Annotated in this window: 22 protein-coding genes; 11 read left to right on the top strand and 11 right to left on the bottom strand. The window is 68.9% G+C overall.

Annotated features, from left to right (window positions below):
- Positions 1-27: 27 nt before the first annotated feature.
- Entirely contained in the window at positions 28-1,485 is a 1,458-nt protein-coding gene (locus NOCYR_RS11340; protein WP_014350507.1) for a class I adenylate-forming enzyme family protein, read from the bottom strand.
- A gap of 164 nt (positions 1,486-1,649) precedes the next feature.
- On the opposite strand from NOCYR_RS11340, the gene NOCYR_RS11335 reads away from it, so the two are divergent.
- The 5 genes from NOCYR_RS11335 to NOCYR_RS11320 all read left to right on the top strand — a co-directional run bounded on the left by NOCYR_RS11335 (position 1,650) and on the right by NOCYR_RS11320 (position 5,720).
- The gene (locus tag NOCYR_RS11335; protein ID WP_014350506.1) at positions 1,650-2,921 is read left to right on the top strand and encodes a PucR family transcriptional regulator; all 1,272 of its coding nucleotides are present in this window, start codon (positions 1,650-1,652) and stop codon (positions 2,919-2,921) included.
- Positions 2,918-3,640: a cyclase family protein gene (locus tag NOCYR_RS11330; RefSeq protein WP_014350505.1), complete on the top strand. Its 723-nt coding sequence runs from the start codon at positions 2,918-2,920 to the stop codon at positions 3,638-3,640. Before NOCYR_RS11335 ends, NOCYR_RS11330 begins: the two co-directional genes overlap by 4 nt.
- Before the next feature lie 87 nt (positions 3,641-3,727).
- Positions 3,728-3,874 (top strand): DUF1059 domain-containing protein, encoded by a 147-nt coding sequence (locus tag NOCYR_RS28320; RefSeq protein ID WP_014350504.1) that lies wholly within the window; start codon positions 3,728-3,730, stop codon positions 3,872-3,874.
- A gap of 127 nt (positions 3,875-4,001) precedes the next feature.
- Positions 4,002-4,424, top strand: coding sequence for a YciI family protein (locus NOCYR_RS11325; protein WP_014350503.1), 423 nt, complete (start codon positions 4,002-4,004; stop codon positions 4,422-4,424).
- Between the two features lie 15 nt (positions 4,425-4,439).
- Entirely contained in the window at positions 4,440-5,720 is a 1,281-nt protein-coding gene (locus NOCYR_RS11320; RefSeq protein ID WP_014350502.1) for an RNA polymerase sigma factor, read from the top strand.
- A 34-nt stretch (positions 5,721-5,754) separates the two neighbouring features.
- Here NOCYR_RS11320 and NOCYR_RS11315 read toward each other — a convergent pair whose 3' ends face one another.
- On the bottom strand, positions 5,755-6,642 hold the full coding sequence (locus NOCYR_RS11315; protein WP_014350501.1) for a LysR family transcriptional regulator: 888 nt from the start codon (positions 6,640-6,642) through the stop codon (positions 5,755-5,757).
- Positions 6,643-6,713: 71 nt separating this feature from the next.
- Here NOCYR_RS11315 and dapA point away from each other — a divergent pair, with 71 nt between their 5' ends.
- Entirely contained in the window at positions 6,714-7,595 is an 882-nt protein-coding gene (dapA, locus tag NOCYR_RS11310) for a 4-hydroxy-tetrahydrodipicolinate synthase (RefSeq protein WP_014350500.1), read from the top strand.
- Between the two features lie 45 nt (positions 7,596-7,640).
- On the opposite strand, the gene NOCYR_RS11305 is transcribed toward dapA, so the two are convergent.
- Positions 7,641-8,612, bottom strand: a complete 972-nt coding sequence (locus NOCYR_RS11305) for a pirin family protein (protein ID WP_014350499.1) — start codon at positions 8,610-8,612, stop codon at positions 7,641-7,643.
- A 198-nt stretch (positions 8,613-8,810) separates the two neighbouring features.
- Positions 8,811-9,863, bottom strand: a complete 1,053-nt coding sequence (locus tag NOCYR_RS11300) for an alpha/beta hydrolase (protein ID WP_014350498.1) — start codon at positions 9,861-9,863, stop codon at positions 8,811-8,813.
- Between the two features lie 228 nt (positions 9,864-10,091).
- On the opposite strand from NOCYR_RS11300, the gene NOCYR_RS11295 reads away from it, so the two are divergent.
- Entirely contained in the window at positions 10,092-11,597 is a 1,506-nt protein-coding gene (locus tag NOCYR_RS11295) for an FAD-dependent oxidoreductase (RefSeq protein ID WP_197538414.1), read from the top strand.
- 55 nt (positions 11,598-11,652) lie between these two features.
- On the opposite strand, the gene NOCYR_RS11290 is transcribed toward NOCYR_RS11295, so the two are convergent.
- The gene (locus NOCYR_RS11290) at positions 11,653-12,027 is read right to left on the bottom strand and encodes an SHOCT domain-containing protein (RefSeq protein ID WP_048833270.1); all 375 of its coding nucleotides are present in this window, start codon (positions 12,025-12,027) and stop codon (positions 11,653-11,655) included.
- A gap of 362 nt (positions 12,028-12,389) precedes the next feature.
- Here NOCYR_RS11290 and NOCYR_RS11285 point away from each other — a divergent pair, with 362 nt between their 5' ends.
- Both NOCYR_RS11285 and NOCYR_RS11280 read left to right on the top strand, forming a co-directional pair.
- Positions 12,390-12,956, top strand: a complete 567-nt coding sequence (locus NOCYR_RS11285) for an SRPBCC family protein (protein WP_081505374.1) — start codon at positions 12,390-12,392, stop codon at positions 12,954-12,956.
- 80 nt (positions 12,957-13,036) lie between these two features.
- Positions 13,037-13,507, top strand: a complete 471-nt coding sequence (locus NOCYR_RS11280; RefSeq protein ID WP_014350494.1) for an NUDIX hydrolase — start codon at positions 13,037-13,039, stop codon at positions 13,505-13,507.
- 28 nt (positions 13,508-13,535) lie between these two features.
- On the opposite strand, the gene NOCYR_RS11275 is transcribed toward NOCYR_RS11280, so the two are convergent.
- From NOCYR_RS11275 to NOCYR_RS11260, 4 genes are all read right to left on the bottom strand, one after another.
- The gene (locus NOCYR_RS11275; RefSeq protein WP_269147618.1) at positions 13,536-14,534 is read right to left on the bottom strand and encodes an NAD(P)H-dependent flavin oxidoreductase; all 999 of its coding nucleotides are present in this window, start codon (positions 14,532-14,534) and stop codon (positions 13,536-13,538) included.
- A 193-nt stretch (positions 14,535-14,727) separates the two neighbouring features.
- Positions 14,728-15,954 (bottom strand): cytochrome P450, encoded by a 1,227-nt coding sequence (locus NOCYR_RS11270; protein WP_014350492.1) that lies wholly within the window; start codon positions 15,952-15,954, stop codon positions 14,728-14,730.
- Between the two features lie 148 nt (positions 15,955-16,102).
- Positions 16,103-17,041: a serine hydrolase gene (locus NOCYR_RS11265; RefSeq protein WP_014350491.1), complete on the bottom strand. Its 939-nt coding sequence runs from the start codon at positions 17,039-17,041 to the stop codon at positions 16,103-16,105.
- On the bottom strand, positions 17,038-17,922 hold the full coding sequence (locus tag NOCYR_RS11260; RefSeq protein WP_014350490.1) for a LysR family transcriptional regulator: 885 nt from the start codon (positions 17,920-17,922) through the stop codon (positions 17,038-17,040). Before NOCYR_RS11260 ends, NOCYR_RS11265 begins: the two co-directional genes overlap by 4 nt.
- Positions 17,923-18,154: 232 nt before the next feature.
- On the opposite strand from NOCYR_RS11260, the gene bla reads away from it, so the two are divergent.
- Positions 18,155-19,012 (top strand): class A beta-lactamase, encoded by an 858-nt coding sequence (bla, locus tag NOCYR_RS11255; protein ID WP_370012231.1) that lies wholly within the window; start codon positions 18,155-18,157, stop codon positions 19,010-19,012.
- Positions 19,013-19,020: 8 nt separating this feature from the next.
- Here bla and NOCYR_RS11250 read toward each other — a convergent pair whose 3' ends face one another.
- Positions 19,021-19,527 carry a nuclear transport factor 2 family protein gene (locus NOCYR_RS11250; protein ID WP_014350488.1) on the bottom strand — a complete coding sequence of 169 codons (507 nt, stop codon included), beginning with the start codon at positions 19,525-19,527 and terminating at the stop codon, positions 19,021-19,023.
- A gap of 173 nt (positions 19,528-19,700) precedes the next feature.
- Between NOCYR_RS11250 and NOCYR_RS11245 the strand changes: the two genes are divergently transcribed.
- Positions 19,701-21,350 (top strand): alkaline phosphatase D family protein, encoded by a 1,650-nt coding sequence (locus NOCYR_RS11245; RefSeq protein ID WP_193364738.1) that lies wholly within the window; start codon positions 19,701-19,703, stop codon positions 21,348-21,350.
- A gap of 25 nt (positions 21,351-21,375) precedes the next feature.
- On the opposite strand, the gene NOCYR_RS11240 is transcribed toward NOCYR_RS11245, so the two are convergent.
- Positions 21,376-22,485, bottom strand: a complete 1,110-nt coding sequence (locus NOCYR_RS11240) for a mechanosensitive ion channel family protein (protein WP_014350486.1) — start codon at positions 22,483-22,485, stop codon at positions 21,376-21,378.
- Between the last annotated feature and the right edge of the window lies 1 nt (position 22,486).

The raw sequence follows: 22,486 nt of genomic DNA, 5'->3' as shown, positions 1-22,486 counted from the left end.
TGGGTGAACGAGTGGATGGAGTCGCCGCTAACGCTCGGCGCGGATCAGCTGCCGCAGTGCCGGTTTGTCGAGCTTGCCGACCGCGTTGACGGGCAGGGCGTCGAGAATCGTGATCTCCACGGGCCGCTTGTATTTCGACAGCGACGCGCTGAGATGGTCGTGGATGCGCTGCTCGTCGAGGTGCGCGCCGGAATTCAGCGCCACGTACAGCACCGGCTCCTCGCCGTAGACGGCGTGGCCGCGGCCCACGACCGCCGCGGTGGCGATCTCGGGCAACTGGTAGACGACGGCCTCGATTTCCTTCGGGTAGATGTTCTCCCCGCCGCGGATGATCATGTCCTTGGCGCGATCGACCAGCACCAGGTAGCCGTCCTCATCGAAACGGCCGACGTCACCGGTGCGCAACCAGCCGTCGACGACGGTGCGCGCCGTCTCCTGCGGGCGATTCAGATAGCCGCGCATCACATTCGGTCCGGCGATCAGCACCTCACCGGTCTCCCCCGGACCGGCCTCCGCACCGTCCGGGTCGACGATGCGCACCCGCTGACCGGGCAACGGAAGGCCCACCGTGCCCGGCTTGCGGCGCCCGGTCAGTGGATTGACCGTGCTGGCGCACGTCCCCTCCGACAACCCATAGCCCTCGATGATCGGGATGCGGTAACGGGATTCGAACTTCTCCAGCAACTCCACGCTCGCCGGCGCCGCACCGCAGATCGCGAACCGCACCGCGGAGGTATCCGGGCGCACATCGCCCGGCAGGTCGGCGAGCATGGTGTAGATCGTCGGCACCGCCGAGAAATACGTGGCGGCGCTGCGCTCGAGCCGGTCGAAGAACGTCTGCGCGCTGAACCGGCCTGCGATGGTGGTGCTCGCGCCCACCAGCAGCGGCGAGAGCGTACTGACCACGATGCCGTTGACGTGGAACAGCGGCAGCACGAGCAGGCTGCGGTCGGCCGAGGTCAACCCGAAGGCCTCGATCACCATGGCGCACATCGCGTTCAGATTGGCGTGGTCGAGCATCACCCCTTTCGGCCTGCCGGTCGTGCCGCTGGTGTAGATGAGCAGGGCGAGAGCGTCGGCCGGGACCTCGATCGCATCCGTGGCCGCACCCTCGGCGAGCGCTTCGACCGGCAACACCACCGGCACGTCGACAATGGTGTCGAGCGGGTGGGCGACGACCAGCGCGGCCGCGGCCGAATCCGCGACCTGATAGGCGACCTCCTCGGCAACCAGGCCCGGGTTCAACGGGGTCACCGCCGCACCGAGGCGCCAGGCGGCGAACAGCGTGACGACCAGGTCCACGGTGTTGGGCAGCATCACCGCGACGACGTCACCCGCGCCGACCCCGTGCGCGCGCAAGGTGCCCGCGGCGCGGCATACCGCGTCCAGGAACCCGGCGTTGTCGAGTGCGGTGTGATCGTCGGCGAGGGCGGGCGCGGTCGGATGCTGCGCGGCGCGGCGATCGGGCAGCGTGGACAGGTTCATCGTCACTCCTGGCGGTCCTGATGTGGTCTGTGCCATCAAGCTAGGAAGAAGCGATGTAGATCACACCGTCGCGCGGCGATGAAGGTCGCGGCCCGGTTTGTCTCGCGGAGACAAGGTCGCGTCAATGCGCTGACCAGCGCCGGCGCCGCGTTCTACTGTTGGCCATGCCCAGTCCAGACGCCGAATCGCCGGTCGGGATCCAGGCCGCGCTGGCGGTCGAACGACTCGCCGACCGCCTCGGCGAGGTCAGCCGCACGATCCAGCGGCATCTGCTCGCCGAGATCGAAGATCTTCAAGGCGACCAGCAGTTGCACGAATTGCTGCGCGACAGTGTCGAGGGCAATGTGGACACGATCTTCTCCGCGATCCAGCACGCCATCCCGATCGAGAACGTGGAGCCGCCGACCGCCGCGCTGGAGTACGCGCGGCGGCTCGCCCAGCACGGCATCGCCCCGAACGCCCTGGTCCGCGCCTACCGGCTCGGGCAGCAGAAACTGCTCAGCATCGTCTCCGAGGAAGTCCGGGCCCTCGTGCTCGATCCGCAGCTGCGGCTGGACGTCTTCGAGCAGATCACCACCATCACCTTCGGCTATATCGACTGGATCTCCCAGCAGGTGGTGCAGACCTATCAGATCGAACGCGATCACTGGCTGGAGAACCGCAACAGCGTGCGCGCGGTGCGGGTGCGCGAGGTGCTCGACGGGCACGCCGTCGATGTCGACGCGGTGAGCGAGGCGATCCGTTATCCGTTGCGGCGCACCCACCTGGCGCTGGTGCTGTGGGTGCCCGGCGGCGGCGACGAGCTCGGCAGGCTGGAGCGGTTCGTACGTGAGCTCGCCGAATCCATGGATGCCCTGGGCGCCGGATTGTTCGTCGCGGCAGACCGTTTGACCGGGTGGGGCTGGATCCCGCTGGCCTCGATCACCGGCGCCGACTGCGCCCGGCAGGTGCGCCGATTCACCGCGACGCGGCCGGACGCGCCGTGGATCGCGCTCGGCACCCCGCTCCCGGGCGTCGAGGGCTTCCGGGATTCGCACCGGCAGGCGCTGCGGGCCCGGACGGTGGCGTTGGCGGGTGGGACCGCCGCCGAGCGCGTCACCGCCGCGTCCGATCCCGGACTGACCGCCGCCGCGCTGCTGGGGCGCGATCTCACCGAGGCCCGCGAATGGGTGTGGCGGGTGCTCGGGCCGCTGGCCGCCGACAGCGACGGTGATGCGCGGCTGCGGGAGACGCTGCGGGTGTTCCTGCTCGCCGGGTCGAGCCATAAGGCCGCCGCGGAAGCGCTGAACCTGCATGCCAATTCGGTGAAGTACCGGGTCAACCGGGCGATCGAACGGCGCGGCGAACCCATCGGCGACGACCGGCTGGATGTGGAGATGGCGCTGCTGCTGTGCCACTGGTTCGGCGGATCGGTGCTGCGACCGGAGGGCCGATGAATCCGTTCGGACGGCTGGTGAACCTGTCGCATGTGCACGATCCGGCGAGCACGCCGGTCTATCCCGGCGATCCCGCGTTCGAGATCGATACGGTGGCGACCATCGCCGAGGACGGCTACTACCTGCGTTATGTGCGGCAAGGCGAGCACACGGGGACGCATTGGGGGGCGCCGATCCACTTCGACCCCGCCGGCCGGGCCGCCGACGAACTCGATCTCGAAGATCTGCTGCTGCCCGCGGTGACCATCGATGTGCGGGCAGAGTGTGCGCGGGATCGCGATCACGCCATCACGGCGGCCGACCTCCGTCAATGGGAGAGACGGCACGGGCGCATACCCGAGGGCGCGGCCGTGATCGCCTGGACCGGGTGGGACGCGAAGTGGGGTACCCCGGACTTCCTCGGCGCCGGCGCCGCGGCGGGCCATATGCCGGGGTTCGCGGTCGACGCCGTCGAGTGGCTGCTCGAGACCGGCAGGCTCGGGCGGCGCGGCGCGCTCGGCATCGACACCTTCGGTCCCGATCTCGGCACCGACCACGAGTACACGGTGTCGAAGATGCTCTATCGGGAGCACCGGATCAGCCTGGAATGCCTGGCCAACCTGGGCGCACTCCCGGCGACGGGGGCGTGGGTACTGGCGGGCGGGCCGATCTACCGTGGCGGCTCCGGCTCCCCCGCGACGGTCGTCGGCATCATCCCGCACGCGGCAGGCCGGACGTGAAGCCGAATTACTAAAACGCGTTCACAAATAGCTTCCGCCGTGGTTCACTCGACCCACCGTGTTCCACGAGGACGAAGGGCAACCCACGTGAAGACCAGACTGAACTGCCCGTGCGGCGAACACATCACCGGCACCGACGAGGACGACCTCGTCGCCAAGACCCAGGCCCATCTGGCCGCCGAGCACCCCGGCCACGACTACTCCCGCGAAGAGATCCTGTTCATCGCGTACTGACCTGCGCGAACAGGGCCGGGAAAAAATTCTCGGAAAAATTTCACGGCCGTGTCGATCGGACGCACCTCCCGTTCGACCTAGGGATGAGAGGGTCACAAGGACCCGGAACATACCGAGGAGACACACCATGAAGTACATGCTGATCATGCGCGCCACCGACGAGACCTTCGAGGCCTTCCAGAACGCCGACTTCACCGAAATCATGGAGTCGATGGGCAAGTTCAACGACGAGATGATCCGGGCCGGCGTGCTGGTCGCGGCCGAGGGGCTCGACCCCGACCCGGAATCGGGCGTCGTGGTGGACTACTCCTCGGAGACACCGGTGGTCACCGACGGCCCGTACGGTGAGACCAAGGAATTGTTCGGCGGCTTCTGGATTCTCAATGTGGCCTCGCGGGAAGAGGCCATCGAATGGGCCAAGCGCGCGCCGATGGCGGGACCGGGCTCCAAGTGCGAGATCCGCCGCGTCACCACGATCGACGAATTCCCCGCGGACAACATCTGGATCGAGAAGGAGCGGGCGTGGCGCGAGGCCACCGGTCAGCTCTGAGCGGGCACGCGGGCGATGGTCGAGCACACCGGCCGTGAGGCCGTCGCCGCCGTCTGGCGGATCGAGTCGGCGCGCATCGTCGGTGCGCTCGCGCGCTACACCGGCGATTTCGCGCTGGCCGAGGATCTCGCCCAGGAAGCCTTCGCCGAGGCGCTGGTGACCTGGCCGCGCGAAGGGGTGCCGCAGCAGCCCGCGGGGTGGTTGCTGACCGTCGGCAAGCGGCGCGCGATCGACGCCTTCCGCCGCCGCGCCGTCCGCGACGACAAATACGCCGCTCTCGCCCACGGACTGGGCGAGGGCGGCGTCGTAGCGGGCAACACCGAACCGATGCACCAGGCCGATGATGTGCTGTGGGACCCGGACCAGATCGATGACGATCTACTGGCATTGATCTTCGTCTCCTGCCATCCGGTGCTCGCGCGCGAGGCCCGCATCGCGCTCACCCTGCGCGTGGTGGGCGGTTTGACCAGCGACGAGATCGCCCGGGCCTTCCTGGTGCCGACCGCGACCGTGCAGGCGCGCATCACCCGGGCGAAGAAGACGCTGGCCGCCGCCCGGGTCCCGTTCGAGGTGCCGGCCGCCGCCGAACGCGCCGAACGGCTGGGTTCGGTGCTGAGCGTGATCTACCTGATCTTCACCGAGGGCTCCTCGGCCAGTTCCGGCCGCGACTGGATGCGCCTGGACCTGGCCGGTGAGGCGTTGCGGCTGGCGCGAGTGCTGGCACGGCTGATGCCCGGCGAGCCCGAGGTGCACAGCCTGCTGGCGCTGCTGGAACTGACCGCGGCGCGCTTCCCGGCCCGCACCGACACCGCCGGACGACCGGTGCTGCTGGAACAGCAGGACCGGCGCCGCTGGGATCGTTCGGCCATCCGGCGAGGGCGGGCCGCGCTGGCACGCACCGAACAACTCGGACGTGGCTTGGGCGCCTACGGATTACAAGCCGCGATCGCCGAATGCCATGCCGTCGCAGCGTCGGTCGAGGAGACGAACTGGGAGCGCATCGTGCTGCTGTACGAGGCGCTCGGCCGGCTGACACCCTCACCGGTGGTCGAGTTGAACCGGGCGGTGGCGGTGTCGATGGCAGAGGGTCCGGCGGCCGCGTTGCCGATCGTCGACGAGCTCGCGGCGGGCGGAGCGTTCGCGAATTCGCATCTGCTGCCCAGTGTGCGCGGCGAGCTGTTCATCCGTCTCGGCCGCCGCGAGGATGCCCGCGTCGAATTGGAACGGGCGGTGAAGTTGTGCGGCAACGAGCAGGAACGGGCGGTCCTGCACGACAAGCTCGCCGATCTGGGCTGACGAAGCCGGTATGCGTCGTTTTCGACGCGTCCGTCTAGGGCAGAGCCTGCGGGAATTGGCTTGCCGCACAGTCGTGCAGGGCGGCACGGGCAGCGCTCACAATGGGATGAGCCCGGGTACCACGACGGTAGGCCAGTCGGGTATGGCGTCTAGTCGGCAGCGGGCTCAGCACTACATTCCCGGGTGGGGTGCGGGCGCCGAGTTCGGGCACCAGGCTGACGCCGCGGCCGGCGGCGACGAGCGCGAGCACCGCGCTGAAATCGTCGACGTGGTGGCGGATTCGGGGCGTGAAGCCTGCGGCCTCACAGACCCTGATGGTCATCGCATGGCACAGGGTGCCGGGCGTGCCCGCGATCCACGGTGCATCCCGGTGCTGCGGCAGCGGGTCGTCATCGAGGGCGGCGAGGTAGATCGTTTCCGCGAGCAGCGGATCGGTATCCAGGGCCGGATCCGGCGGTACGGGCACGTGGTCGTACTCCTGGACCAGGGCGACGTCGACGGCCTCGGTGCGCAGTGCGGCCGGCGCGGTCGCTGGATCGAGTTCGGTCACAACGACTTCCAGTCCGGGGTGCTGGCCGGTGAGGGCGATCAATGCGGGGGTCAGGATGGTCGGCACCGCCGAGGGGAAGGCGCCGATCCGGAGAGTGCCGGCAAGTTGTTCGGTCGCGCGGGTGAGGTCGGCGGCCGCGCGTTCCAGCGTGGCGAGGATGGTCTCGGTGTGGTCGACGAGGGTCAGCGCGGCAGGGGTCAGGGTGACCCGACGGCCGGTGCGTTCCAGCAGCGGCACGCCCGCTTCCCGTTCGAGCGCGCTCAACTGCTGCGATACCGCCGACGGCGTGTAGTTCATCGCTTCGGCGACGGCGGCGATGGTCTGCCGGTGCGCCAGTTCGCGCAGCAGGCGCAGTTTGCGCACATCGAGCATCAGCTCAGCTTACGCTCGCCGGTAGAAACATGAACTGGACCTGAAGACTCACTGGGCCGCACCCTGGTCCCATGACTCTGACCGGGCTCTTCGTCCCCCTCATCACGCCGTTCACCGCCGACGGCGAACTCGCCGCCGACGCCCTGGAAGAGCACGCGCACCGGGTGCTCGACGACGGCGCAACGGGCTTGGTCGCCCTCGGCACCACGGCCGAACCGGCCACCCTCACCGCCACCGAACGCGCCCGCGTGCTCGACATCTGCCTGCGGGTCTGCACCGAGCGCGGCGCGGCGCTGATCGCCGGAGCGGGCACCAACGCCACCGCCGACTCCCTCGCCGCGCTGTCGGCCCTGGACGAGCGGATCACGGCCGCCCTGACGGTGGTGCCCTATTACACCCGCCCTTCAGAAGCCGGTGTGCTGACCCATTTCCGCAGGCTGGCCGCCGGACCGGTGCCGCTGATCGTCTACAACATCCCGTATCGCACCGGCCGCACCCTCGGCCTCGACACCGTGCTCGAGCTGGCCCGTACGCCCGGTGTCATCGGCTTCAAACACGCGGTCGGCTCGATCGACGACACCACCGTCACCATGATGAGCAGGCTCCCCGATGACGTCGCCGTCCTCGCCGGCGACGACCTGTACACCGCCCCGATGCTCGCCCTCGGCGCCCACGGCGCGATCCTCGCCTGCGCGAATCTCGCCACCGCCGCCTACGCCGAGCTCATCCGCCGCTGGCAGGACGGCCCGGTCGGCACCGCCCGCTCCCTCGGCCATCACCTCGCCGATCTCGCGGAAGCCGTTTTCGCCGAACCGAATCCGGTCGTCATCAAATCGGTCCTGGCCGCGCAAGGCCACATTCCCAGCCCCGCGGTCCGGCTGCCGCTGCTGCCCGCGTCCCCGCGGGCGACGCATGCCGCGCTCCGGGCACTCGACGGACTCCACGTCCGGTGACCACCGGGTGGCCCACGCGGCACTACCGCAATGAACCCACCCGCGTCAGTGCGGGCGGTGCGGCATCAGCGCGTTCTCCGGGACCACCCCGAGCCGGCCGGCCTGGTAGTCCTCGATGGCCTGGATCAATTCGGCGCGGGTGTTCATCACGAATGGCCCGTAGTGCGCGACCGGTTCCCGGATCGGCCGGCCACCCAACAGCAGCACCTCGAGCGCGGGACGGTTCGCATCCTGCGTGGGGTCCGCGGCGACGGTGATGCGATCACCCTTACCGAACACCACCAACTGCCCCTGCTCGACCGGCCTGCCCTCCGCGCCGACCGTGCCGCGACCGGATAGCACGTAGACCAGCGCGTTGTAGTCCGGCTGCCACGGCGCCGACAACTGTGCGCCTGGTGCGATGGTGGCGTGCGCGAAGGTGATGGGGGTATGGGTGGCGCCCGGCCCCTGGTGGCCGTCGATGGCACCCGCGATCACCCGGACCAGCGCGCCGCCGTCGGCCGAGGACAGCAACCGCACCTGCCCGCCCTCCAGGCTCTGATACTTCGGGGCGAGGAATTTGTCCTTGGCGGGCAGGTTCACCCACAGCTGCACACCGTGGAACAGGCCGCCGGAATCGACCAGCTCCGCGGGCGGGGTCTCGATGTGCAGCACGCCCGAACCGGCCGTCATCCATTGGGTGGCGCCGTTGTCGATCAATCCGCCGCCGCCGTGCGAATCCTGATGCTGGAAGCGGCCGTCGATCATGTAGGTGACGGTTTCGAATCCACGGTGCGGATGCCAGTCGGTGCCCTTGGGCTCACCGGGCTCGTACTCGACCTCGCCCATCTGATCCATGTGGATGAACGGGTCGAGATCGGCGCTCGACACTCCGGCGAAGGCCCGGACCACCGGGAAGCCCTCGCCCTCGTACCCGCGCGGACCGGTGGTCACCGAGCGCACCGGACGTTCGGTGGCCTCGGGCCCGGCAGCCGCGATCCGGGGCAGGGTCAGCGTATCGGCCGTGACAGCAGGCATAGCGTCTCCATTCTGTGCCGCTCACCTGATCTAGACCAGGATGCGGGATGCTGCTCGGTATCGGAACGAACTAGTTCAACTTTTAACCACATCCGGGCCGAGTTTCTTCCACGGTCCGCCGACCCGGGCCGCAAACGCGAAAACCGGCGAAGCGATCCGAGGATCACTTCGCCGGTTTCGACCGAGATGCGGGTGGCGTCAGCCGATGGACGACGACAGCGCCGGCAGCATCCGGATGACCTGGTCCTGCCAGTTGTTCCAGGCGTGGATACCGAACGCCGGGAAATCGAAGGTGGCATTGTTCGCGCCGAGGGTGGCCATGCGCACCTGGAAGGCGCGGGTATTGACCAGCGCGAGCGCCTCCAGCGCCATACCGTTGAGGGTGCCGACGCTCGGGCCGTCGGAGGCGGTCGGCAGGCCACTGGCGGCCGACACCCACAGGCGGGTGTTGTTGGCGATCAGGCGCGGCGCGAAGACGAACGGGTCCATGCGCAACCACTTGGGATCCCACGGCGCGGCCATGGAGTCGACGTTGTAACCGCCGGCGTCGATCATCGCGACGCGGATCGCCTCGCGCATACCGGGCGCGGAGATGTTCAAGTACCCGGAGAACGATCCGGCGAAGCTGAACTGGTCGGGGTGGTAGGCGGCCAGGGTGAGCGCGGCGCTGCCGCCCATCGACAGGCCGAACACACCGTTGCGGTTGGGGTTGAAGCCGAGCCGGTCGCGCAGGGCGAACCGCAGTTCCTGCGTCAGGAAGGTCTCCCACTTGTAGGTGTAATCCTTGCCCGGACCACCGGAGAAGACGTTCAGGCCGCCGGACCCGCTGGAGGAACCGGCCGCGCCGGGCGGCACCCCGAGGAAGCTGGACGGCGCGTTCCAGTCGATGTAGAAGCTGGACTGGCCGCCGACCGGCATGACGACGTTGATATTCCACTTCGTCAGCTCCCTGGCCACCTCGGTTTCGATCTCCCAGCCGTTGAGATCTTCCCGGGCGCGCATGCCGTCCAAGGCGTAGACCACTCGATCGGTATTGCCGTCGGCGGCCCGGAACACCCGCGATTTGATCGGGCCCATGCTGGAGTCGACCCAGAAGTCGAAGCCGGCGGGGTTGAACGCGGCCGAGGCGCTCGGCGCGCCGACTGCGACCGCGCCCACCGCCATGAGCAGGGCGACCAACGGTGCGAGCAGAGCCCGGCCGAGGCCGGTACGGGAGGATTCGGGCCGGGGGCCTTGGCGGCGCAACCGCATCGATGAACCTTTCTCGACGGCACAGGGGTATCCATGCGACCTCGGTCCGCGGCCCCGACACCGCCGGGCCGACCGGCCACATGAGTCGTCCATGCTGTCGAGTCCGGCGACCGCGCCGTTACCTCGCTGTGACATTTGCCTCGCGGCCTGCCCGTGACCCATGACCGCCGGGCGCGCCCGTTTGAGCACGTCCGGACGGGGAAGACGCCGAATGTGAGCCTGCGAGTCGTGAACGAATCGTTCTGGATGGACACCAGCGACATCACCGCCTACCCCGCGCTGGATCGCGACGCCCACGTCGATGTGGCGGTGATCGGCGCCGGGATCGCCGGGCTGAGCACCGCGTGGGAGCTGCTGCGCACCGGCCGCTCGGTCGCGGTGGTCGAGGCCGGCCCGATCGCGGCGGGCGTCACCGGCTACACCACCGCCAAGGTGACCTCCCTGCACACGCTCATCTACCACCGGCTGGCGAGTTCGCTCGGCGAGCCCGCGGCCCGCCTCTACGCCGCCTCGCAGCAGGACGCGCTCGGCCATCTCGCGCAGACGGTCGACGAGCTCGGCATCGACTGTCAGCTCGAGCAGTGCGCGGCCTACACCTACTCCGAGACCGCCGACGGCGTCGAGGCGATCCGCCGCGAGGTCGATGCCGCGATCGCGGCCGGCCTGCCCGCGGAGTTCGTCACCGAGACGGGATTGCCGTTTCCAGTGACCGGCGCCGTCCGGGTCGGGCAGCAGGCGCAGTTCCATCCGCGCCGATATCTGCTGGCGCTGGCCCGGGCGATCACCGAACGCGGCGGCCTGATCTATGAGAACAGCCGCGTCACGAACCTGAGCGAGGGCCGGGCCCCGATGCTGACGACCGCATCGGGCGGCAGGTTGACCGCGGCGGACGTCGTGGTGGCCACGCACTATCCGGTGTTCGACCGGTCGCTGCTGTTCCCCCGCCTGACGCCGCACCGCGAACTCGTCGTCGCGGCAGCCATTCCGGAAGATCAAGATCCGCAGGGCTGTTATGTCACGCCCGAGGGCAATACCCGCTCCGTGCGCACCGCTCCCCTCTCCGAGGGGCAGCGGCTGCTGATCGTCACCGGCGAGAAATTCACGCCCGGCGACGGGGATGTCCGTCAGCGATTCGAGGCGCTCACCTCCTGGACGACCCAGCGCTTCCCGGACGCCGAGATCCGTTATCGCTGGGCGGCGCAGGACAATTCGACCACCGACCACCTGCCGTTCATCGGCCGCCTGCATCCGCTGAGCAGCCACGCCTATGTGGCGACCGGCTTCAACTCGTGGGGCATGAGCAACGGCATCGTCGCCGCGCGCGTGCTCGCCGGTCGGATCACCGGCGAGCCCTTGCCGTGGACCGACCTCTACGACCCCGTCCGGGTGCACCCGGTGACCGAGGCCGTCCCGTTCGTGCGCGCCCAGACCAAGGTCGCCACGCATTTCGTCGGTGACCGGTTGCGCACCGTGCGCACCGGATCGGTGGCCGACATCGCGCCGTGCACCGGCGCGGTCATCCGGGTGTCGGGCTCGCCGTGCGCGGTCTACCGCGACGAAGACGGTGTGGTGCACGCGGTCTCGGCGACCTGCACGCATCTGGGTTGCCTGGTGGCGTTCAACGATGCCGAGCGGACCTGGGAATGTCCCTGCCACGGTTCCCGATTCACCGTCGACGGCGCCGTCATCCAGGGCCCGGCGACCCGACCGCTGCCGCCGAAGCAGATCGATTGAGGCGCCGGCTCACGGGGCAGTGGAAACGCCCACCGCCCCGCCGTGTGCAGCCGGATCAGGCCAGCGCTTTGGCCTTGAGCCGGTCGAATTCCTCCTGGGTGATGGTGCCCTCGTCGAGCAGCTTCTTCGCATCGGCGATCTGCGCGGCGGAATTGGTGCCCGCCGTTTGCTTGATGTAGGAGTCGGTGGCGGCCTGCATCCGATCGGCTTCGGCGTTGGCGCGCTCGGCCATGCCGTTGCCCCGCACGATCAGATACACCAGCGAGGTGATCAGCGGCAGGATGAACAGGAAGACCACCCAGATCGCCTTGACCCAACCGGAGGTCTGCCGGTCGCGGAACAGGTCGGTGATGATGGTGAACAACAGAATCAAATACGCGACGAACGCGAAGCTCATGATGATGAGCCAGAACACATCCCACACTGACATGACGTCCCCTAGCGTGTTGTGATCGTGTGACCAGAACTGACTGGTCCTCGGGATTACATCACAGAGTTGCCCGGAATGTGGGCTGTCCGGACACGACGGGTCCGGCGGTCGCGGGAGGCCGCGCCGCCGCACGTCGAGACCGGTCTACCGGTCCCCCGCCTCGGACGCCCGGAGTTTGCCGCAACAAACGGCAATTGCAGCTGCACGGTGCAAATGTTCTTGCATTCGCACAATGGCATTCGGAACATTCGAATTCGGCTCGCGCAGTTCGGAATCCGTCGGAATGAATTATGGCGAGTCCAGGGCTTGATGACCCTACGATGCTGTAACCTTCAACCCCAGTCGATGGAGAGGCAACAGCAGTGGCCCTGGCCCGCAGTAGCGCTTCCTGCGCGGTGAACGCGACAAGAGAAAAGGTATGGGCGTTGATTTCACGTCCGGACCAGTGGAAGACCTGGATGCCGAACCATGATTTCTGGATCGGGGCGGTGCCCGTGACCTTCGCGCGCGAGGTCACCCTGCGCGCTCAGGCCACCATCGCGAGCATCATCCACGAACTCGATCTCACCGTCACCGAATGCATTCCGCCCGAACGGCTCGAGCTCAGCGGCGTCGGCCTCACCGGCAACCATTTCACCTATTCGATTTCCCTTGCCGAGGCGCGCAACTCACCGACGGTGGTGACGCTGGAAACCCGCTACACCGGTACCGCACGCCACGACACCGACTTTTCCGTCATCATGCCGATCGTCGCCGACGAGATGAACCGCAGCGCCAAACTTCTCGCGGCCCAATTCCCGGCCGGTGGACCACGCGATCACCGACCGGCCGCGACTACGCCGGTGGCTCCGCGGGTGCTACCCGAAGACGCTCACGACAACGTGGCTTCGGCGAACGCGGCCAGTACGGCCGCGCCGACCTTGCGCTGAATCGGGTCCGCCGCCGGCCCGAACATGGTTCGTCCACCGACGCCCGGCGGGATGTGCCGGGATTTCGCTACCCTGCACGAGTGACCGAGCGATTCCGGCTGGTGCCCGCGGTGTACGTGCTGTTTCGGCGGAGCACCGCCGACGGTGAGGAAGTGTTGCTGCAATTGCGGCACAACACCGGCTTCATGGACGGCTTCTGGGCGCATGCCGCCGCGGGGCACGTCGAGCTCGGCGAATCGGTGTTCAGCGCGGGCGCACGCGAGGCCGCCGAAGAGCTCGGTGTCACGGTCGAGGCGTCGGATCTGTTGCCGCTCACCGTCCTTCATCGCCGCTACGGCGACGGTGCCCTGGATATCGATCACCGGGTCGATTTCTTCCTGGAATGCCGCACCTGGTCCGGTGAGCCGCGGCTGATGGAGCCGGACAAGGCCGCCGACCTGCGCTGGTGGCCGATCGACAAGCTGCCCGAACCGCTGGTCGAGCACGAGGCCTTCGTGATCGACGGCTGTCGCACCGGGCAGCTGCCGCGCCTGTCCGCGATGGGCTTCTGACCCGCGAGATGTGCGCGCGGGCCGCGGATCACGTGGCGGCGTCGGGCTCGACGATGGTGGAACGGGCGGTGAGATACCGGGCGGCGGCGGTGCAGATGTCGTCGAACACCTCGGCGACCGGCTGGCTGCTGGTCACCAGGCCGATGCCCTGACCGGCGTCGATCGGCTCGAGTCGCGGATCGTCGGCGTCGACGGCGGCGGCCAGTTCGGCGCGGGCGCGTGGGTCGGTGGCCAACGCGTCTTCCGCGCCGTCCCAGCGATCGGTGAAGTCATTGCGCAGCACCCGCGCCGGATAGCGCGACGGCCAGGGCAGGCCCTGGCCGATATCGAAGACGCGGGTGGTGATGGTGTCGGTCGCGTCGGCGCGCAGCAGTGCCGCGCGGGCCCGGTCGGTGGTGAGCGCTTCCGGGCACACGGCCAGGCGGGTGCCGAGCCAGGCACCGGACGCGCCCGCACCGAGCACCGCGGCCAGCGCGTGCCCGGTGGCGATCCCACCGGCCGCCAGCACCGGTACCTCGACGGCCTCGCAGACGATCTCCAGCAACGGCAGCGTGGCCAGCGTAGGTTCGCCGTGCCCGCCGCCCTCGGCTCCCCTGGCCACGATGACGTCGATGCCCGCGGCTTCGGCCCGCAGCGCCTGCTCACGGTCGTAGACCTGGGTGGCGGCCAGGATTCCGGCCGCGTGCACGCGCTCGACCCAGGACAGGTCGGTGGTGAAGCTGATCGAGATGAGGGTGGGCCGCGCGGCGAGCGCGGTGTCGAACAGTTCCGGTTCACGAGTGCGGACCCAGTCGATCATCCCGATGCCGAACGGCCCCGGGTCCGGGCCGAGCTGTTTTAACTCGGCCGTCAGACGCGCCGCCGAGCCCGCGCTGCCCATCCCGATCATGCCGAGTCCACCGGCGGCGGTGACAGCGGCGGCCAGCCTGCCGCCGGCCACGCCGCCCATGGGGGCGTTCACGATCGGGACCCGCAGGCCCATCTCGCGTGACCACGCTGTCGACAACATCCGGGGTTCCTCCTCCACTGTCACGGTCCGGGCCGCGGGCGAACCGGGCTCCTGGTGACCCTAGCCCGCACACCGGAGCCGGTTCCCATCACATCGAGGCCGGTTCGGATTGCGCCCGCACACGGTTCCCGGTCACGCACGAACGCGGCACCGCCCCATCGGACGGTGCCGCGTAGTAATCACTCGCGCCCGGTGCGCGCGAGCGCAGAACTCACTCGTAGGCGACTTCCCAGCGCTTGATGCCGTTGAGCCAGCCCGACCGCAGCCGCACCGGCTCCGAGAGCTGACGCAGGTTCGGCATCGCATCGGCGATGGCGTTGAACATCAGGTCGATCTCGAGGCGGGCCAGGTTGGCGCCCACGCAGAAGTGGGTGCCGGTGCCGCCGAAGCCGACGTGCGGGTTGGGGTTGCGCAGGACGTTGAACGAGAACGGATCCTCGAACGACTCCGGATCGAAGTTGGCCGCGCTGTAGAACATGCCGACGCGCTGGCCCTTCTTGATCAGCTGACCACCGAGTTCGGTGTCGGCCGTCGCGGTGCGCTGGAAGGCGGTGACCGGGGTGGCCCAGCGGACGATCTCATCGGGCGCGGTGCGCGGACGCTGCTCCTTGTACAGCTCCCACTGCTCGGGGTTGTCCACGAAGGCCTTCATGCCGTGGGTGATGGCGTTGCGGGTGGTCTCGTTGCCCGCGACGGCGAGCAGGATCACGAACCAGGCGAATTCGTCGGAGCCCAGCGCCTCACCGTCGAGGTCGGCGTCGAGCAGCGTGGTCACGATGTCGTCCATCGGGCACTTGCGCTTTTCCTCGGCCAGGTTCCACGCGTAGCCCATGACCTCCGCGGTGGCCATCTTGTGGTCGCCCTCGAAGTCCGGGTCGTCGTAGGAGATCATCTGGTTGGTCCAGTCGAAGATCTTGCCGCGATCTTCCTGCGGGACGCCGATCAGCTCGGCGATGGCCTGCAACGGCAGCTCACAGGCGACCTGCTGGACGAAATCGCCGCGGCCTTCCTTCTTGGCCTCGTGCACGATGCGTTCGGCGCGCTCGGTGAGGGCCTCGCGCAGGCTGTTGACCGCGCGCGGGGTGAAGCCCTTGGACACGATGCGGCGCATCTTGGTGTGGTTCGGCGGATCCATGTTGAGCATGAGCATGCGCAGCATTTCGATCTCGTTGCGGGCGATATCGCCGTTGAAGCGGATGATCGCGGTGTTCTCCTCCGAGGAGAACAGGTCGGGGCTCTTGGAGATCTCCTTGATGTCGTCGAGCTTGGTGACCACCCAGTAACCGCCGTCGTCGAAGCCGCTGCGGCCCTTCTCCTGCGGGCACCACCACACCGGCGCGACCCGGCGCAGCTCGGCGAATTCCTCGATCGGCAAGCGCTCGGCGTACAGGTCGGGGTCGGTGAAGTCGAACCCGGCGGGGATGGACGGTGCGGCCACGAGTACCTCCTTGCGGCCTGCTCCGACGCAGACCTCACAGCGTTGTGTAGAACACGTTCCACTCCGATTAGACCATAAGAACGGAGTCGGTGAACAGGATTTAGTAATACCTGTTTATCAGAGTTCCGGCCGGCCCCGGCCGAGCGCGTCAGTCCTGGGTGAGCGGGTGCCGCAGCGCGGTGACGGCGATCCGCGCGGCCTCGGCGATGGCGGCATCGACCACGGCCAGCTGCGGGTCGGCCCTGGCCGCCCGGGTGAACACCGCGACCGCCACCGGATACTCGTCCGGGAACTCGACCACGGCGACCTCGTTGCGGATGACGCCGATGGTGCCGGTCTTGCCCGCCACACCGACCCCGCGGTGCGGGAACGCCGAGGCGATGCGATGCGGCCACACCTGCTTGCCCATCACCGCGCGCACGAAGCCGGTCTGCTCGGGCGACAGTACGCCGCCGGCCCAGATCAGATCCAGGAAACGAGTCATCTCCTCGGGCGTAGTGGCGCTGGCGTACGAGGGGTCGTACGCCGAGACCGACCAGGCCTCGTCGTTGTCGGCGAGCGCGGCGAAGGCCTCGGCGGTGCTGTGGGTATCGGTGTCGCGGACCAGGCTGCGGTGCACGTCGGCGGTGCCGCCGACGATGCGGGTCTCGGTCAGGCCCAGTTCCGTCAGCAGTTCCTCGACGGCGCCGAGGCCGATCTCGCCGAGCAGGACGTCGGCGGCGGCGTTGTCGGAGACCGTCATCATCGAGGTGGCCAGATCGCGCCTGCTCATGGTCACCGGATCGTGCAGGGCGGCAATGCCGGTGGGGCCGGGCGTGCAGTCGGCCGGGTGCACGGTCAGCGGTGCGCGAGGATCGATCAGCCCGGCATCGACGCGCCGGCAGAACGCCACGAGCAGCACCAGTTTGTACACCGAGGCGATGACGACGCGGTCGTGGGCGTCAACGGAGATTTCGGCCGGCGAACCGCATCGGCGGGCGTGCAGCCAGCCGGTGCAGCCCGCGTCGGCGAAGACGGCCCGGATCCGGTCGGTGACCTCTCCGGTGTCGGTGCCGAGTGGGAGCGCGGGGTACCGGGCGTGGCTCATCGCAACCGCTCCCGATACAGCACCCGATCCAGGGCGGCGGCGTGTTCCGCGGCGTTCGGGCGACGGACCACGCGCAGGCGCAGCGCCAGCGCCTGCGGGGCCATCGTCAGCCAGCGCACGCCCGGTGTGGGGGTCGGGGCCATCGCGGTCAGCCCGAAACTAGTGCCCGCGGCGACGGCGGCCAGCACCGCACGGTCGTCGCGAGCAGTGTCGATCCGCGCGTCGAGACCGCGTTCGCGCAGCAGGTCGATCACGGTGTCGAAGGCGGGCGGATTGCCCGCGCGGGGCGGGTGCGCGAAGGTCAGATCCGCGAGCATGCGGAAGGTCGGGCGTTCGGCGGTGGCGCTGCGATGATCCGACGGCACCACCAGCCAGCGCGCGATCTTGACCACTGGACCGGCCTCGACGCCGTCGACCAGGGCGGGATGCTCGATCACCGCCACATCGGAGTGTCCGGCCCGCAGATCCGCGAGCAGATCGGTGGTGGAACCGACCGTGGTGGTGACGCTCGCGCCGGCACCGGCGGAGCCGCGCAGCGCGGTCACACAGGCGGTGACCAGCGGATCCGGCAGGGCCGCGGCCACACCCCAGTGCACATCACCGCGGGCGTGAGCGATCCGTTGGGCCTCGGCGAGCAGGCGCTCGGCGTCGTCGACCAGCAGCCGCGAGCGCGGCAGCAGGTGCCGTCCGGCGGAGGTGAGCAGCGCGCCCTGCGGTGTGCGATGCACCAGTTCGACGCCGAGGAACTGTTCGAGCCGCCGCAGTCCCTGTGAGACCGGCGGCTGGGTCATGTCGAGTGCGGCCGCCGCCCGCCCGAAATGCCCCTCGTCGGCGACGGCGACGAAGAAGCGGAGGTGGCGGATCAGGTCCATGGCGGTCATTGAACCAGCCGGTCGCCTCGTCGCCGGTCCATCACGCGCGGGCGCTCGGCATCTGTGCCCGGACAGGCACTGTGACCTGCGGCGATATCGAGGTCGACTCGCCGCGGCCCGTGCCCGCTATTGGCCGCGACGGTCACCACGGTGGTGTCCTGCAGCGGTGACTTTCTCCGCTCTCCCCTTCCGCCGGGCCGACCGCCGGCGCCTGCTCGCCGCCGCGCTCGCGGCCTGCGCACTGACCCTGACCGCGGCCTGTGATTCCGGCACCGTCACGGTTCCGGCGACGGGCTCGGTAACCACCTCGGCGGTGGCCGATCCCCGCTTCGCCGAACTGGAAACCACGTCCGGCGCCCGGCTGGGCGTGTTCGCCGTCGACACCGGCTCCGGGCGCACCGTCGCCCACCGCGCCGACGAACGGTTCCCGATGGCGTCCACGTTCAAGGGCCTGGCGTGCGGGGCGCTGCTGCGCGAGCATCCCCTGTCGACGGGCTACTTCGATCAGGTGATCCACTACTCCGCCGCCGAGCTGGTCGAGTATTCGCCGGTGACCGAGACCCGGGTCGAGACCGGCATGACGGTCCGGGAACTGTGCGACGCCGCGATCACCGTCTCCGACAACACGGCGGGCAATCAGTTGCTGAAACTGCTCGGTGGACCGGAGGGATTCACCGCGTCTCTGCGTTCCCTCGGCGACGCCACCTCGCGGCTGGACCGCTGGGAGACCGACCTGAACACCGCGATTCCCGGCGATGAGCGCGATACCACCACCCCGGCCGCGCTCGCCGCCGACTACCGCGCGCTCGTCGTCGGCGATGTCCTCGGCGCACCCGAACGCGACCAGCTGAAGGCATGGCTCGTCGCCAACACCACCGGTGCCACCCGGATTCGCGCGGGTCTGCCCGCGGACTGGACCGTCGGCGACAAGACCGGCAGCCCGGCCTACGGTTCGGCCCTCGATGTCGCGGTGGCCTGGCCGCCCGGTCGCGCGCCGATCGTCATCGCGGTGCTGTCGACTAAGTCCGAGCAGGACGCCGAACCCGACAACGCCCTGCTCGCCGAGGCCACCCGCGTGGTGGTCGACGCGCTCGGATAGCGGCTCGTCTACTGCGTGATGCGGCAGGAGTCGTCGATCGGCCTGGTGATCGACCAGAGCCGCTCGAACCGGCAGGTCGCGATCTTCCAGGCCCCGTCCTCGATGACGTATTCGTCGGTGTATTCGCCGGTGGAGACCGTTTCGGTCCTCTCGACCAGGTTCACCTGCCGGAATTGCAGCGTCCAGCGTCCCGAGGCGGTGCCGGTGTCGATGATCGTGATGTCGGGGTGCAGGCCGTGGTGCATATCGAGGATGACGTGCTTGCCGTCGACCTGCTTCAGCGCGATGGATTCGAAGACCGCGGCCATCCCGTCGGCATCGAAGGCGCCGAGTTCGCCATAATCGAGGGCCGAGCCGGCGGCGATGAAGCAGTCGCGGAAACCCTTCGGGTCCTTGGCATCACAAGCCCGGAAGTACCGGTGTTTGAGCGCCTTGATCGACTCGACGGCCTCGATCCGGGCCAGTCGGCGCGCCAGATCGGCGTCCACTGTTTCCGGCGACGGTGAAACGGACATCGGTGTCCTCCTTGTCGGCTGCTCGGTCACGACCGAGACGCACTACCCACGTGGGGTGAACTTAGCCGGGCCCGCGGTCGCGACGCATTCGATGTCCCGGACAGCGGACCGGACGTCCGGCGGCACGGCCCGCCGTGTTCCCGCGACCGCCGGATCAGGGCATGCTGGACGGCATGGATCTGTCTCGTCGGCAGCTGTTGCGGATCGGGGCCGCGGGGACGGCGACGGTGCTGGTGGGCGCCGGCGTCGCGAGCAGTGCCCGGTTCCGGGCGCCGCGATGGCTGGGCGATCCGTTCTCCCTCGGTGTCGCGTCGGGCGATCCCACACCCGACGGCGTGGTGCTGTGGACCCGGCTGGCCCCGGACCCGCTGGCTCCGGACGGGCTGGGCGGGACGCCGCTGGCGCCGGTGAGTGTGGACTACGAGGTCGCCGAGGACGAACAGTTCCGGCGGGTGGTCGCCCGCGGCACGGCGGTGGCCGCGCGCGAACTCGGTCACAGCGTGCATCCGGAGGTGCGCGGGCTGGCTCCGGACCGCTGGTACTTCTACCGATTCCGCGCCGGCTCGGCCCTCTCGCCGGTCGGCCGCACCCGCACCGCGCCCGCCCTCGGGCAGCCGGTGAACCGGATGCGGTTCGCGTTCGCGTCCTGCCAATCGTGGAGCTCGGGCTACTACACCGCCTATGACCATATGAGCGCCGAAGATCTGGATCTGGTGGTGCATCTGGGCGACTACATCTACGAACGATCCTGGCGGCTGGGCCGCGAAGGTGCGACGATCCCGGTCCACTTGCGGGACGAGGCTTTCGATCTGGCCGGCTATCGGCTGCTGTACGCCCAGGCCAAAGCCGAACAGCCGTTGCAGGCCGCGCATGCGGCGTTCCCGTGGCTGGTCACCATGGACGACCATGAGGTCGACAACAATTGGGCCGCCGACGCCCCCGGCCTCGGCATCGATATCTACCGCATTCCGGCCTTGTTCCGCGGTCGCCGGGCGGCCGCCTTCCAGGCGCTGTACGAACACCTTCCGCTGCGGTTGGCGCAGCTGCCGTCCGGACCGGATATGCGCCTGCACCGCCGCTACGGTTTCGGCGATCTCGCCGATTTCACCATGCTCGACACCCGGCAATACCGGGACCGGCAAGTCTGCGGGGACGGCGGCCTCACCACCGATTGCTCCGGCCGATTCGACGCCGACCGCACCATTCTCGGGCGCCCGCAACGGGATTGGCTGATCCAGGGATTCGCCGATTCACCGGCGCGATGGCAGATCCTCGGCAATCAGGTCGCCATGAGCCAGAGCGATTACGACCCCGGCCCGGAATTGGATGTCGGCACCGATGCCTGGGACGGCTACGTCGCCGAGCGCTCGGCGGTCCTCGGGGCAGCCGTGGACCACGGCGTGCGCAACCTCGTGGTCATCACCGGCGACCGGCACGAGAACTACGCCGCCGACCTGCGCCGCGACCCCACCGAACCCGAGACGCCGGTGGTGGCCGCCGAATTCACCGGAACCTCCATCACCACCGGCGGTGACGGGGCCGATCTCCCGCATCGCGGCCGCGTACTGCTGGAAGCCAATCCGGACATGAAGTTCTACAACGGGCAGCGCGGATATGTCCGCGTCGAGCTCGATCACCGGCTGTGGCGCAGCGATTTCCGCGTCATGCCCTACGTCCGACGGCCCGGCGCGCCGATCGAGACGCGCGCGGCGTTCGTGCTGGAAGACGGGCGCCCTGGGGTCGTGGAAGCCTGGCGGCCGGATCAGGGCGCGGCCGGTCAGGACCTCACGCGAACCGAGCAGACCCGAGCCGGTGGGAACTGAGACGCCGGGACCACGCTGTCGGGTATCAGGCCTGGTAGCCGCCCTTGGCTCCGGACTCGGCCAGCATCCCGGCACCCGCCAACGCCAGCGCGCGGTCCTCGTCCGGGCCGGCGAAGGTCGTGGAGATCTTCGGTAGCGCGTAGGGGTGATTGCGGCCGAGCCAGTGCAGCAGTTCCTCGCGGACCGCGCACCGCAGCGTCCACACGTCGTCGGAGTCGGCGGCCGACATGGCCGCGCGCACCACGATATTGGTCGGCGTGGAGTCGGTGACCAGCAGATTCCACGAACGTCCGTCCCAATCGGGACGCTGCTTCAGGTATTCGTGCAGGTGTTCACGCAACAGCGGCACCGGCGTGCTGTGATCGAGGTGCAGATACACTGTGCCGGTCAGTTCGGACCCGCCGCGCGACCAGTTCTCGTACGGCTTGCTGTTGAAGTAGGACACCGGCATCGTCAGCCTGCGGTCGTCCCAGATCCGCACCGTCAGGAACGCGAGGGTGATCTCCTCGACGGTGCCCATCTCCCCTTCCACCACCACGGTGTCGCCGATCTTCACCGAATCACCGAACGCGATCTGCAATCCGGCCATCAGGTTGCTCAATGTCGACTGCGCCGCCACACCGGCGATGATGCCGATCACACCGGCCGAGGCCAGCAGCGACGTGCCGAGGGTGCGCAGGCCAGGGAACAGCAGCAGGATCGCCACCGCGGCCGTGGTCACCACCAGCACCGAGGTGACGATGCGGCGCACCAGCCCGAGCTGGGTGCGCAGCTGACGCACCCGCGCGACATCACGGGTGCGCTGGGCGTAGCGGCTGAGCGTATTGTCGGCCACCGCGTCGGCGGCACGGATCACCAGCCACACCGCGGCCATGATCGCCATCGTGGCCAGCACATTGCGGATCACCGCGTCCTGGCGTAACTCCAGCTCCGCCAACGGATAGGTCGCGTGCAATGCCACCGCACCGAGGAAGACCTGCAACGGCATCCGCACCCGCCGCAACAGCAGCGGTAGCCGGGTATCGGGGCGTTTCCGTGCCGAAAAGCGCATCAGCCGATCGAAGAGCAGACCGGCAACCACGGTGAGCGCGATGGTCCCGCAGAAGACGATGAGCGGCCGTAGTACATCCTCCAAG

Origin of the sequence: Nocardia cyriacigeorgica GUH-2 (assembly GCF_000284035.1) — a bacterium.
Taxonomy (GTDB): Bacteria; Actinomycetota; Actinomycetes; order Mycobacteriales; family Mycobacteriaceae; genus Nocardia; species Nocardia cyriacigeorgica_B.
This window is presented reverse-complemented; position numbering and strand designations above follow the sequence as displayed.

Excerpts from the sequence above, each read along its gene's own strand:
- NOCYR_RS11330 (WP_014350505.1), top strand. The coding sequence starts at position 2,918 with ATGAATCCGTTCGGACGGCTGGTGAACCTGTCGCATGTGCACGATCCG.
- NOCYR_RS11315 (WP_014350501.1), bottom strand. The coding sequence starts at position 6,642 with ATGCTCGATGTGCGCAAACTGCGCCTGCTGCGCGAACTGGCGCACCGG.
- NOCYR_RS11290 (WP_048833270.1), bottom strand. The coding sequence starts at position 12,027 with ATGTCAGTGTGGGATGTGTTCTGGCTCATCATCATGAGCTTCGCGTTC.
- NOCYR_RS11300 (WP_014350498.1), bottom strand. The coding sequence starts at position 9,863 with ATGCGGTTGCGCCGCCAAGGCCCCCGGCCCGAATCCTCCCGTACCGGC.
- NOCYR_RS11250 (WP_014350488.1), bottom strand. The coding sequence starts at position 19,527 with ATGTCCGTTTCACCGTCGCCGGAAACAGTGGACGCCGATCTGGCGCGC.
- NOCYR_RS11340 (WP_014350507.1), bottom strand. The coding sequence starts at position 1,485 with ATGAACCTGTCCACGCTGCCCGATCGCCGCGCCGCGCAGCATCCGACC.
- NOCYR_RS11325 (WP_014350503.1), top strand. The coding sequence starts at position 4,002 with ATGAAGTACATGCTGATCATGCGCGCCACCGACGAGACCTTCGAGGCC.
- NOCYR_RS11320 (WP_014350502.1), top strand. The coding sequence starts at position 4,440 with ATGGTCGAGCACACCGGCCGTGAGGCCGTCGCCGCCGTCTGGCGGATC.
- NOCYR_RS11260 (WP_014350490.1), bottom strand. The coding sequence starts at position 17,922 with ATGACCGCCATGGACCTGATCCGCCACCTCCGCTTCTTCGTCGCCGTC.
- NOCYR_RS11245 (WP_193364738.1), top strand. The coding sequence starts at position 19,701 with ATGGATCTGTCTCGTCGGCAGCTGTTGCGGATCGGGGCCGCGGGGACG.
- NOCYR_RS11265 (WP_014350491.1), bottom strand. The coding sequence starts at position 17,041 with ATGAGCCACGCCCGGTACCCCGCGCTCCCACTCGGCACCGACACCGGA.
- NOCYR_RS11335 (WP_014350506.1), top strand. The coding sequence starts at position 1,650 with ATGCCCAGTCCAGACGCCGAATCGCCGGTCGGGATCCAGGCCGCGCTG.
- dapA (WP_014350500.1), top strand. The coding sequence starts at position 6,714 with ATGACTCTGACCGGGCTCTTCGTCCCCCTCATCACGCCGTTCACCGCC.
- NOCYR_RS11305 (WP_014350499.1), bottom strand. The coding sequence starts at position 8,612 with ATGCCTGCTGTCACGGCCGATACGCTGACCCTGCCCCGGATCGCGGCT.